General features: G+C 44.0%; 11 protein-coding genes. 7 read left to right on the top strand and 4 right to left on the bottom strand.

Annotated elements, in window-relative coordinates; all coding sequences use genetic code 11:
- Positions 1 to 115 precede the first annotated feature (115 nt).
- Both BCU34_RS19520 and BCU34_RS19515 read right to left on the bottom strand, forming a co-directional pair.
- Entirely contained in the window at positions 116 to 1,402 is a 1,287-nt protein-coding gene (locus BCU34_RS19520) for a DEAD/DEAH box helicase (RefSeq protein WP_019821956.1), read from the bottom strand.
- A gap of 182 nt (positions 1,403 to 1,584) precedes the next feature.
- Positions 1,585 to 2,568 (bottom strand): CobW family GTP-binding protein, encoded by a 984-nt coding sequence (locus tag BCU34_RS19515; protein ID WP_048660059.1) that lies wholly within the window; start codon positions 2,566 to 2,568, stop codon positions 1,585 to 1,587.
- 610 nt (positions 2,569 to 3,178) lie between these two features.
- Between BCU34_RS19515 and clcA the strand changes: the two genes are divergently transcribed.
- Both clcA and BCU34_RS19505 read left to right on the top strand, forming a co-directional pair.
- Positions 3,179 to 4,585, top strand: a complete 1,407-nt coding sequence (gene clcA / locus BCU34_RS19510; RefSeq protein WP_048660058.1) for a H(+)/Cl(-) exchange transporter ClcA — start codon at positions 3,179 to 3,181, stop codon at positions 4,583 to 4,585.
- Positions 4,586 to 4,791: 206 nt separating this feature from the next.
- Positions 4,792 to 5,772, top strand: coding sequence for a TDT family transporter (locus BCU34_RS19505; RefSeq protein ID WP_170960847.1), 981 nt, complete (start codon positions 4,792 to 4,794; stop codon positions 5,770 to 5,772).
- Positions 5,773 to 5,909: 137 nt separating this feature from the next.
- Here the strand turns inward: BCU34_RS19505 and hmpA are convergent, their stop codons facing one another.
- Positions 5,910 to 7,106, bottom strand: a complete 1,197-nt coding sequence (gene hmpA / locus BCU34_RS19500; RefSeq protein WP_048660056.1) for an NO-inducible flavohemoprotein — start codon at positions 7,104 to 7,106, stop codon at positions 5,910 to 5,912.
- A 369-nt stretch (positions 7,107 to 7,475) separates the two neighbouring features.
- Here hmpA and norR point away from each other — a divergent pair, with 369 nt between their 5' ends.
- On the top strand, positions 7,476 to 9,068 hold the full coding sequence (norR, locus tag BCU34_RS19495; RefSeq protein ID WP_102478541.1) for a nitric oxide reductase transcriptional regulator NorR: 1,593 nt from the start codon (positions 7,476 to 7,478) through the stop codon (positions 9,066 to 9,068).
- Positions 9,069 to 9,157: 89 nt separating this feature from the next.
- On the top strand, positions 9,158 to 9,517 hold the full coding sequence (locus tag BCU34_RS19490; RefSeq protein ID WP_102478540.1) for a glutaredoxin family protein: 360 nt from the start codon (positions 9,158 to 9,160) through the stop codon (positions 9,515 to 9,517).
- Between the two features lie 109 nt (positions 9,518 to 9,626).
- On the opposite strand, the gene BCU34_RS19485 is transcribed toward BCU34_RS19490, so the two are convergent.
- Entirely contained in the window at positions 9,627 to 10,262 is a 636-nt protein-coding gene (locus BCU34_RS19485) for an OmpA family protein (RefSeq protein ID WP_102478539.1), read from the bottom strand.
- Positions 10,263 to 10,531: 269 nt separating this feature from the next.
- Between BCU34_RS19485 and BCU34_RS19480 the strand changes: the two genes are divergently transcribed.
- The 3 genes from BCU34_RS19480 to BCU34_RS19470 all read left to right on the top strand — a co-directional run bounded on the left by BCU34_RS19480 (position 10,532) and on the right by BCU34_RS19470 (position 12,486).
- On the top strand, positions 10,532 to 11,158 hold the full coding sequence (locus tag BCU34_RS19480) for a thioredoxin domain-containing protein (protein WP_102433487.1): 627 nt from the start codon (positions 10,532 to 10,534) through the stop codon (positions 11,156 to 11,158).
- A 76-nt stretch (positions 11,159 to 11,234) separates the two neighbouring features.
- On the top strand, positions 11,235 to 11,708 hold the full coding sequence (locus tag BCU34_RS19475; RefSeq protein ID WP_050634254.1) for an FKBP-type peptidyl-prolyl cis-trans isomerase: 474 nt from the start codon (positions 11,235 to 11,237) through the stop codon (positions 11,706 to 11,708).
- A 187-nt stretch (positions 11,709 to 11,895) separates the two neighbouring features.
- Positions 11,896 to 12,486: a TetR/AcrR family transcriptional regulator gene (locus BCU34_RS19470; protein ID WP_102530300.1), complete on the top strand. Its 591-nt coding sequence runs from the start codon at positions 11,896 to 11,898 to the stop codon at positions 12,484 to 12,486.
- Positions 12,487 to 12,600 lie beyond the last annotated feature (114 nt).

Genomic DNA, 12,600 nt, shown 5'->3' with positions numbered 1-12,600 from the left:
TTTTATTTGAGTGTTCAGCTTGTTGAGTTGTCTTTGTAAGGAGCGACCTTGTATTTAGCGACACAACGAAAAAGAGCCACAATACAGTGGCTCTTTTTCAGTACCAACCGTAATTTTACTTACGACGGTTTTTAATTCGCTTCATCATAGTCAAACGGCGTTCTGCGCTTGCTTGATCTTGAGGCTCTTCGTTCGCGTTGTTCTTACGACCTTGGCGGTTTTTGTAAGCCGACTTAGTGTTCAGCTTCTCGATGTAAGCATCACGTTTCTTCGGTTCATAACCCGGTTGTTCGACACGGCGAATACGCTGTTGAATCAGTTTTTCTACTTGAACAACAGTCAGTTCTTCTTCACGGTTAACGAAAGAGATTGCATGACCTTGTTTACCAGCACGACCTGTACGACCAATACGGTGAACGTAATCTTCCGCAAGGAAAGGCATATCGTAGTTAATTACGTGTGGTAAGTCTTCGATATCAAGACCACGAGCCGCAACGTCTGTTGCTACCATGACACGCGCTCTGCCTTCTTTAAAATCGTCTAAAGCACGACGACGAGCGCTTTGCGCTTTATCACCGTGACAAAGTACCGCTTTAATACCGTCTAGCTTAAGCTCTTTAACGACATCGTTCGCTGTTTCTTTGTAGTTCACAAACACAAGCACTTGGCGCCAGTTTTTACGGCCAATAAGCTCAGAAAGCAGTTCAGTTTTACGTTCTTGATCCACTGGGTAAACCACGTGACCAACAGTTGCAGCCGTTGAGTTTTCACGCTCAACACTGATACGTTTTGGTTTACGTAGAATATCAACAGACAATTGGTTTAACTGAGTTGAAGTCGTTGCAGAAAACATCATGATTTGTGGAGAGGTCTCAACATCCAACATGATCTTGCGAACGGCATTGATAAAGCCCATATCAAGGATACGGTCAGCTTCATCAAATACTAAGAATTCTAGGTTAGCAATAGACACGTTACCCGCTTCTAAGTGCTCTTCTAAACGGCCAGGCGTTGCAACAAGAATATCGACACCCAGTTCTAGTTGACGAACTTGTGAAGACATCTTGTTACCACCGTAAACCGCAGAAACGCTTAGATCCGTGTATTTAACGTAGTCTTTAATGTTTTGAGCGATCTGTGCAGCAAGCTCACGAGTTGGAGCAAGAATAAGGCCGCGAGCCGTTCCTCTAGACGCCTTTTTACCGCTGTTCAAAAGGTGTTGGATAACAGGCAATGAAAATGCCGCTGTTTTACCCGTACCGGTTTGAGCAGTAGCAAAAATATCATGGCCTTTACGAGCCATTGGAATCGCTTTTTGTTGAATTGGAGTGAGTTTTTCATAACCACACTCAGTCAACGCTTTGACTAATTCAGGAGCAAAACCTTGAGAGGAAAATGACATTGTTACGGGTTCCTTAAGCAGACAGCCTACATTCTTATTTCAGCCGAGCACTATAAAGTAATTAGAGTGATTTATCTCACATTTATCGTGATATAACGCAAACTTTCTCATTTAATCTGGTGTTTACCCCGCCTTAAACGAAGTAAACACCGAGTTCATTGGTTCAAACAGCAAAAATGAGGCTATTTGATGCCACACAGCTTGAGTAGAATCTGCTCGAGATCGCCCCACGGCATGAGTTGTGAGTCGATCACTTCCAATCGAGATTCAAAACCATCAAGCGTAATTTCGTTCACAGATACAACTTGATTCGCCACATTAAATGCGTAGCAACCTTGGTCGGTGTTCACTACGGCTTTTACACGCTCAGCCGTTAGATCCGACAACATTGAGAATAGCGCATCGAAGTCGAACTTATGCTCTGCTCCAAACAACCAACCACAACTAAAGTAGCCCTGCCCTTTATTCTCTTTACGGATGAAAGCTTCACCGGGAGGAAGTTGGAATTGAGGTTCTTGGTCAGCGTGATCGTGATGGTGCGCTTCAAGATGAGATGAAGCACTGCCATACACTCTTTCAATGTCCAACACTTCCAATGGCACTTCACCATCATGAATTAGCTTATGGAAGACTTTGGCCGGCGTTTGATCCGTCACCCAATCATTAAACACATCGATGTCTTCAGAATGAACAAGGTCAACCTTAGTACCAAGAATCACATCGGCACTGTCTAGTTGATCATTGAAATTCTGATTCGACGTGTACTTTTCATTGGATAGATTTCGTGGGTCAACCAAACCAAGCGTCGCTTTGAGATCAACGTATGGCGTGTATTGCTCAGAAGTCAGCGTCGCAATCACTTGTTTAGGGTGACCAAGGCCTGTTGGCTCAATCAACAAGCGGTCTGGCTTTTGGCGAAGTAAAGCATTAATACCTACAGACATAGGTACACCCGCTGTACAACACATGCAACCGCCCGGCACTTCTTTAATCAAAGCACCTTGGTCCGTCATCAATGCGCCATCTATGCCGATCTCACCGAACTCATTAACCAGAACAGCCCAGTTTTCATTCTCAGGTTTGTTTTTAAGCAGATTCAAAATGGCTGTCGTTTTACCAACACCCAAGAAACCCGTAATGATGTTTGTAGGAACTTTTTTAGTCATATCAGTTCTCCTTTTTAAGGGAGTATATACTCAATTACCAAAAAGTTGACCCCAATCGCTTGTTTATACTCAGATTGGCGAGCAGAAGAATGGGTTAACTAAATAGAGGGTTAAGCTGATTAACAGAGATACAGTGCTTAACGAAGTGTAAAGACTTTGAGCAGATAAATAGATAATTGAAGTGAAAAGCAGAATTTTGGATGCTCCAGACGGACTAAAGGCGTACTTGTCAGTACGCCTCACCCTCGTTACTCAATCGTGAGTTCGCGAATCAGGAAGCCTTAAATATCGACCTGAACATTTAACGAGGAACTAAAAACTTTGTTTCTGAATCCATCCAAATTGTGTGTAAAACCTCACTTCTCCTTGCGGTTCGTTATGTTGCTTTACGATTTAACTATGGTTCATTTTTGGCGTAATACAAGTTGCTACCTGAGAATCGATCAAAACTGTGACGGCGATTCCACTATATTGTCCATACATTCCATTTATGTAATACACTTCTTTCATAAATGAAATTCAACTTTGCATCTTTGCTGCTATAGGATATGCAGAGGAGGCGTATAATTTACTAAGGCCCTCCCCGCATCAACTCAGGAACCAAACTTAAATGACCAATAGAGAGAGAATTAAGCAATCCCTTTTAGCAAAAATGCCAAGGGATGCTATCAACCAATTTCTCTCTAGAGACAAAACACCCGCTTCAGTACTTTTCCTTTCTTGCATTGTCGGTATCCTTGCTGGCGTGGTGGGCACCTATTTCGAGGTTGCGGTTCATTTCATCACAGAAACTCGTACCGATTGGCTGAAAGATGAAATCGGTAGCTATTTACCACTTTGGCTTGCGGCTTTCCTTATTAGTGCTGCATTCGCTTTCATTGGCTATTTCCTCGTTCACCGTTTCGCTCCAGAAGCTGCCGGCTCAGGTATCCCTGAAATAGAAGGCGCGATGGACGGGATGCGACCTGTTCGTTGGTGGCGAGTACTTCCTGTGAAATTCTTTGGTGGTATGGGCGCGTTAGGCTCTGGCATGGTGTTAGGTCGTGAAGGGCCTACCGTGCAAATGGGCGGAAGCATCGGACGTATGGTGACTGACATATTCCGAGTGAAAGATGACGATACTCGACATTCACTGCTCGCTTCTGGTGCGGCTGGCGGTTTGGCTGCTGCGTTCAATGCTCCATTGGCTGGGATTATGTTCGTTGTTGAAGAGATGCGACCACAATTTCGCTACTCACTCATTTCAATCAAAGCCGTCATCATCTCTGCAATCTCAGCCAACATTGTATTTCGTTCGATCAATGGCCAATCTGCCGTTATCACAATGCCTCAATACCAACCGCCTGAACTGAGTGCACTGTGGTTGTTCCTATTACTTGGCGTGTTGTTCGGCGTATTTGGCGTGATCTTCAATAAGCTAATAACACTTTCGCAAGATATGTTTGTGGCAATACATAAGAACGACCGCAAACGCTACTTGATAACCGGAACCCTGCTTGGTGGCTGTTTTGGCTTGTTGCTGCTTTATATCCCGGAATTGACTGGCGGTGGTATTGGTATCATCCCGAATATCACTAATGGCAGCTACAGCACCAACATATTGCTACTGATCTTTCTAGGGCGTGTTATCACCACTTTGCTTTGTTTTGGCTCTGGTGCTCCGGGCGGTATCTTTGCGCCGATGCTTGCACTCGGCACACTCTTTGGTTACGCATTTGGGCTTATCGCCGCGGCATTCTTTCCTGAACTGAATATCGAGCCGGGCATGTTTGCGATTGCAGGTATGGGCGCTTTATTTGCTGCAACCGTGCGTGCACCAATTACGGGTATATTACTGGTTATCGAGATGACCAATAACTACTACCTTATCCTACCGTTGATCATCACCTGTCTAGGTGCCGTAATCATTGCGCAGATGTTAGGGGGTCAGCCGATTTACAGCCAACTACTGAACCGCACGCTGAAAAACGAGAAGTTAAGACAACAAGACCTGCCTCAACAAGAGGAAGTGCGTTAATTACAAAAGACTCATGAAACAAAAGCACACATTCAACGTGCTTAATCTCCCGATTCCGTATCAAAATCAAAAAAGCAAACGTTAAACTTGGTATCATCCACTCAAAATTAGTTGAGTGCCCTCAAAATCTATTGATGAAATACTTACAGGCTCTAACTAAAGCAAATAATCCAATATTCTGTAATTAACTAAGTCGGAGCAAGTCGTTGAACTGGAGAAGATTAACCCAAGTAAAAAATGTGCCGCCATCTCAGGCGTCTTTAGCACTTGGCGTTATTGGGCTAGGACAAGCTTGGGCGCTATATATCCCGGGCATTGGTGAGATCATTCGTCCCTACCTCGCTTCATTCGGTGCGCTATTATTGCTGCCTGTTTTACTCCGTTATCTAACGAGCTTTAATACCTTCCTTAATGACATACGCCACCCATTAGTGGGTAGCTTAATGGCACCAATGAGCATGGCTTTGCTGATTCTGTGCGACTACTTAGCCGAGATATCGCCAGTCATCGCCTACCCAGTTTGGTTCTGTGCGCTATTGCTGCACTTTACCATGATGGTATTGTTCTTTGGTTTTCAGATCATCAACTTCAAAATGTCAAACATTGTACCGAGTTGGTTTCTGTATCCGGTAGGTTTGATCAGCAGTTCTTTAGCGGGCACACAGTTTGGCCATACGGTATTTTCAGAAACACTTGCGGCCACTTGTATCGGTATCTATTTCCTTATGCTGCCAGTGGTATTGTACCGCTTGGTGTTCGAAGGAAACCTGCCACGCAGAGCAAGACCAACACTGGCAATCATGGCCGCACCAGTAAACTTGTCTTTAGCCGCTTACTTGGTCAACTTTGATAATCCAGATCCTATTCTGACTGGCGCTTTGGGTGGCATTGCCATCACAATGACACTGCTGATCTACTTGTGTTACATCCGCCTAATGCGTCTGAAGTTCCAACCTTCAATTGCTGCCGTCACCTTCCCATCCGTGATCAGCGCTATTGCCATGCATCGTCTAACCACATTTTTCGGCGCGGAATACCCACAATGGTATTGGCTACACAAGTTTGGTTTCTTTGAGCTAACCATCGCGACAATTCTAGTGATTTGGGTTGCAGGTGGTTACGTGAAAATGTACTGGCCTGAGTTTTTTGATTCCGATTACATGTCTAAGAAGACGAAGCGTTCTTAATCAACTCAAGCCCTCTTTTCTAGAGACCTCTCGATTCAGCGCTCCTCCAAACAAAAAAGGCCTCACAATGTGAGGCCTTTTGAATAGGCAAGGTCGTTAATAGTTCAGGCGAGTGTTAATAGAACTATCGAGAACTATTAGAAGTTAGCGTGAGGGCCGAATACTTCGTAGTGCACGCGTGAACGATCAACGTTAAGTGCGTCTAGTTGTTCCACGATGTTCTTCATGAAACCAACCGGGCCACAGATGTAGAAGTCACTCTCTTCAAAGCCTTTAGTGTCTGAGATAGACGCTAGATCCATTTGGCCTTGATGCGTGTTTTCACATGCAGATTCGTCTTTGTTCATGTACCACGTTTTCGCTTCCCAACCTTTGTTGGCAACAATGTCTTTAACACGAGTCGTGAAAGAGTGTTGGCCTACGTTCTCACAAGCGTGAAGGTAAAGTACTGGCTCGTTTTTATCTTCCGTATTTAGGAACTCAAGCATAGACTGCATCGGCGTTACACCAACACCTGCAGAGATAAGTGTTACTGGCTTGCTGCGCTCTTGATACATGAAGTCACCCGCTGGTGCGTAAAGATTTACTTCATCACCAACAGCAACCATATCGTGTAGGTGGTTAGATACAACGCCTTGTGTCTCTTGACCTTGTCCCTCACGTTTGACAGAAATACGGTATTGCTTGCCGTTTGGCTTATCAGACAGTGAGTATTGACGAATCTCGCTGTATTGAGAGCCTTCAGGTTTCACTTCAATACCGATGTATTGACCTGGTGTGTAATCCAGAACTTCACCGCCGTCTTTTGGCTGTAAGATGAAGCTTGTTACTAGCGCTGACTCTTCGACTTTGTCTGCAATCACAAACGCACGCGCTGCTTCCCAACCACCAACAGCTTGCTTACGCTGTAGGTAAAGTTCAGCTTCACGATCGATGAATACTTGAGCTAAGAATAGGTAAGCGGCTGTCCATGCTTCTTCCACTTCTGGAGTAAACGCGTCAGCAGCTAATTCACGTAGTGTTTCAATCAGGTGCAAACCAACAATTTGGTAGTGCTCTGGTTGAATATTAAAGCTTGTGTGTTTCTGTGCAATGCGTTCAACTGCTGTGGTTAGCGCTGCTAGATTTTCAATGTTCTTTGCATAAGCCGCGATAGCTTCAAACAGTGCTACGCCTTGGCGACCTGTTCTTTGGTGAGTCATATTGAAGATATCTTTTAACTCAGGGTTATGTGTGAACATACGTTGATAAAAGTGCTGAGTTAAAGCTGGGCCTGCGCTCTCAAGTAGAGGGATAGTAGATTTGATGATTTCGATATGTGCATTGTTAAGCATGAATTTACTCCGAACACTGAGCCTTATGACCTATATGTCATTTTGACTACTAAAAATTAAGAATGACTTATCGATTTTCTGAAACCTGAGTTATTTTTAGAAACTGAGTTATTTTGACTCGTTTTCATTTCAAAAAATCGCGAAACCTGATTAATGCCACCTGATTGATTGAGATCAAGAATAGTCTGTTTAATCAGCGCTATAATTGGGCTTCGCTGTCTCTTTTGCACAATCAGTGCCAACTTTATCAATCCCCGTCATTACTGGTTTTCCTTTCAAAATACATCTTATAAAAATGTCAAAAAGACCTTTTTTTTTAAGTCAATAAGACTCTATTATGTAGATAAACACACACAGTTAGAGTTTTTTATGCAAGATATCTCCGCATCTACCCTCATGGAAATGACCATTAGCCTCGCAAGTGGTGTGAACGATCAAGATCGTTTCAATCGCCTGATCGATGCCATTCGCAAAACCATAACGTGTGATTGTGTCGCGCTTTTAAGCCTTCAAGGCGACACGCTAGTACCTATAGCAATGCAAGGGCTCAGCCGAGATACATTCGGTCGTCGCTTTATCATTTCAGAACACCCTCGTTTTGATGAGATTTGCGCATCACGCTCTCCTGTTCGTTTTGATGCTGATAGCTCGCTACCTGATCCTTTCGATGGCTTACTGATCGATCATGACGGCGATCTACCAATGCACGCCTGCATGGGTTTGCCTCTGCTGTTTGGTGACAAATTGTTAGGGGTGCTAACCCTGGACAGCCTAAAACCAGATGTATTTGCGAATATTCCTGCCCGCAACCTTGAGGTGCTGGCAGCTATTGCAGCGTCAACTATGCAGATGGCACTGACCTTCTCGCAACTTGAGCATCAAGCAAAACAGTCAAAGCAATTACTGGAAGAGTTGAACGTAGAAGCCTGGGAACGTGACGGCGGCGAGTTAATTGGTAACAGTGACACCATGGTCGCGCTTAAGAACGACATTGCCGTTGTCGCACCGTCTGAATTTAATATCTTGATTCATGGTGACACTGGTGTTGGTAAAGAGCTTGTTGCTCGTACCCTGCACCATCAATCGCAACGTAAACGTAACCCGTTGGTCTACGTCAACTGTGCTGCTATTCCTGAGAACTTGGTAGAGAGTGAACTATTTGGTCACGTTCGTGGCGCGTTTACTGGCGCAGACAAAAACCGCTTAGGTAAGTTTGCGTTAGCCGATGGTGGCACACTGTTCTTAGATGAGATTGGTGAATTGCCTTTGGCCGCGCAAAGTAAACTACTACGTGCTCTACAAAACAACGAAATTCAACCTGTTGGCCAAGACAACATTCAAACCATTGATGTGCGAGTATTGGCAGCGACTAACCGAGATCTAAAGCAAGAAGTTGAAGACGGGCGATTCAGAGCCGATTTATATCACCGACTGAGTGTGTACCCTATCGCAGTACCTGCACTAAAAGATCGTGGTGACGACATCAGCCTATTAGCGGGTTTCTTCTTAGAACAAGCACGTCGTAAACTTGGTATCAACCAAGTTAAGTTCCGCTCTGACGTTCTTTCTTTCCTAAATCGTTATGGTTGGCCAGGTAACGTTCGTGAACTTGAGCACGTGATCAGTCGTTCAGCATTGAAAGCATTGGCGCGTAGCACGAATAAAAACCTGGTGACAATTACCAAGGAAGATTGTGGTCCACTCGACCAAGACCAGCCAATTGCGACGACACAGGTGAAGAACACACCGTTATCGACACCAACGATCGATCTTTCTGCAGGGCTGCGCGGTGCAACAGATGATTTTCAACGCAGTATCATTACTGAGGTATTGGAAGATGCCAATTTTAACTGGGCACAAGCAGGCCGTATTTTGAAAACAGACCGAGCAAACCTGACTCGACTGTCTAAGCGTTTAGGGCTAAATGTGGCTAAGTCTCACACGATCGAACGGACAAAATAGATATTAGCGGTTTGTTGCAAGCATCTGGCAAAACTTGTGTATATAATGCTGCAAATTGTAACGCTAATTTTAAATATGTAGAGAGAGTTATGAAGTTTATCCGTTGGTTCTTAGGTCGTGTCATCTTGTTATTGAATTTTGTTTTCAGCCCACGTGGTGTTAAGCGTTCTCAAGAAGAGCAAAGCAAAGTAAACGAGCAAGCAAAAACGCACACGTTATACCAATTCGAAGCGTGCCCATTTTGTGTGAAAGTGCGCCGCGCGATGAAACGTCAGTCGGTTCAATTTGAACTTCGTGATGCAAAAAACAACGAGCAACACCGTGCAGAGCTTGAAGCTGGCGGCGGTCGTGTGAAAGTGCCTTGTCTACGTATCGAAAAAGACGGCAAAACTGAGTGGATGTACGAATCTTCAGATATCGTGACTTACTTAGAAAGGCAGTTTGCATAAGCAATAAAGCGACAAAATCTAGATACAAAAAATCCCTCAAATGTGAGGGATTTTTTATGTCTATTATTTAGCATAAGCCGTTTCAAATGAGGTACGAAAGTTCAAACGACTACTTCGCTACGATCAGCATCAATTCTACACGGCGGTTACACGCCTTGCCTTGCGCAGAGGCGTTGGTACAAGCTGGAACATATTCACCAAAGCCACGAGTATAAATGGAGCGACTCGACACATAGTTACTCTCTAATCGAGCCTTCACTTCTTTTGCGCGCTTCTCTGAAAGCGGATCGTTGATTCGATCTGTGCCCGTATTATCAGTATGCCCTTCTATGACCACATCAATATCTTGGCGTTGAGCAAGATAGCTGCCTAGCGTATCTAGCCATTGATTATAAGCAGGCTCAGGGAATGCAGAACCTGTTTTAAAGTTCACGTGCTGCTCAAGCTTTACCATTACATGATTGCCCGGTAAAACTTCAAAATCGATACGGTTTTGTCTGAGGAAAACTTCTAGCGGATCATTGGTTGATACGCCTCGACCATAGTTGGTGGTAATGGTTGTTTGCTGACGAGAGTTGCTCTGTATTGTGTAGCCACGATTGCTCGCGACATGAGTCGTTTGAACCACACCCCATTCAGGATGCATCAAGTCGTAATCGGTTTGCGGCGCAGTTTCTAGCATATCATCGCCCAACATACCTGTTGGTAATGTCGTTTCACACCCTGCCAAAGCTATGCTTAACATTATTGCTAAATATCTCATTACTTCACCAACCACTCATGCAGATAAATCATTCACTAATGTCTATATCGGCACTGAGGGGAAAACTTTAGACGAAAACTTTCGACAAAAGAGCCTGCATCAAAAAAAGTGCTATTGATCACAGTTAACCGTCAACTAGACTGTCTTAACTCGCTAGTTCGAACTGTTTGCATTTATTTACCTTATAATTGTTTTCCAATTCGTCCTAAATAGTTAGAATCTCACGACTTCTCAACGCTAGAGCAAACATTATGTTTAAACCATTTACTAAATTCATCACAGCACTCGCTGCCGTACTTATCATCGCGGGTTGTAGTGAAACAGACGAGCCACAAAAAGGTGCTCAATACGAAGTGCTTCCTACTGCTCTAACCGAATTTAACTTATCTCCGATCACTGAAATCTTCTCTCTTAACTGTGGTCACTGCCGTCAAATGGAAAGTGCAATTCCAGAGATTGAATCTCTAACAGACCAAACCATTGGCAAGATGCACGTGACGTTTAACGAAAGCGCTCAAATCAGCGCAATGATCTACTACACAGCAGTGATGCAGCTTGATGCGACGCCTGACCACGCGTTCATGGACGACCTATTTGGTGCCGTTCAAATGGGTGCAGATGCAACACCTGAGCAGCGTCAACAAGCGCTGGAGACAGCGTTTACTTCTCGTGGTTTGGTTAGCCCATACCAACTGAACAAAGAACAGCAAGTCGCTCTTTTCGACTACGTTAAAAAAGCAGAAGAGATCTCAGTGAAAGGTCAGATCAACTCAGTACCAACCTTTATCATCAACGGTAAATACCAAGTGCTGACAGCTGGCCACCAAGACGTTGCTGGTATCGCGAAAACGATCAACTACCTTTTGACTCAACCATAATCACGGCTTAAGCCGACTGATTAACACATTCAGTTTTAACTACGAAATTCAGCACTCAATATAAATAGGTTTTACTATGTCTAAATTTGTCATCCCGGTCATTGTCTTTCTTTTGGCGGGTTTCATGATTTACCGTACTTGGACGAATCATAAGTCTGGTGCAGAAAACTTCGAACAAGGTCAACAGTTCCTTATCGAGAACGGCGCCAAAGAAGGTGTTGTAACGACTGAAAGCGGCCTACAGTACCTTGTACTTGAAGAAGGCACAGGTACAGAGCACCCAACAAAGAACAGCAAAGTAACAGTTCACTACCACGGCACTTTGATTGACGGCACGGTTTTCGATAGCTCGGTTGAGCGCGGCGAGCCAATCTCATTTGCTCTTAAGCAAGTAATTAAAGGCTGGCAAGAAGGTTTGACTTACATGGTTGAAGGCCAAAAAGTTCGTCTATTCATTCCAAGCACTCTAGCTTACGGTAAAGGCGGTTCAGGCCCTATCCCACCATCATCGACTCTGATTTTTGATGTAGAACTCATCTCTATCAAATAATCGAAGAGACTGATTTAAGCCCCAACATACGCGCTATGTTGGGGCTTTTTTATATCTGAACATTTGAAAGCACTTTAGCTATTTAACTATTTAACTATTTAACTATTTAACTATTTTAACAACGACCAAATATACCCTCAAAACCCACCACTAGACGACTGGTCTAATTTAAACTATAGTACCGACCATGAACGAGAAAACGAATGACACACGCCTGCATATTTTAAATGTCGGCTATCAATTAATAGTGAACAACGGCTTCAATGGCGTTGGCTTATCACAGTTGCTTAAAGAAGCGGACGTACCGAAAGGTTCGTTTTACCACTACTTTAAATCTAAAGAGCAATTTGGCGAGGCGTTGATTCAGCACTATTTTGAAAACTACATCACTAAGATTGAAGCAATTTTAGTACACGGTGAAGGTAATCATTATCAGCGAATCTTGAGCTATTTCTCGCTATGGGCGAAGACCGAAAACGGCACCTGTAATGCTCATAAATGCTTGGTCGTTAAACTCAGTGCGGAAGTTTCTGATCTCTCTGATCCTATGCGCCAAGCGCTATTAAAGGGTGCTGAGAAAGTAACGAATACCATCGAACAGTGCATTGTCGGCGGTATTGAAGATGGCTCTATAAAGGTTGAAGAGAACCAAGAAGCAGCTCAGAACCTATACTCCATGTGGTTAGGTGCAAGCTTATTAAGCAAGCTGAGCCAGAGCTCCCATAGCTTACAGTCGGCTTTGAGCCTAACCGAACGCATTTTAAAAGGTGAAAGCTAATATCGCGAAATGCGCTTTATTCGCTTTTACTTGCTTTAACTTAAAAGAAATCACCCGCCCTCTTATCAATTTGATGACGGCGGGATTTTTAGACAACAAGACTAGACGACTGGT

The organism is Vibrio sp. 10N.286.45.E10, from assembly GCF_002874195.2.
Classification (GTDB): domain Bacteria; phylum Pseudomonadota; class Gammaproteobacteria; order Enterobacterales; family Vibrionaceae; genus Vibrio; species Vibrio crassostreae.
This window is presented reverse-complemented; position numbering and strand designations above follow the sequence as displayed.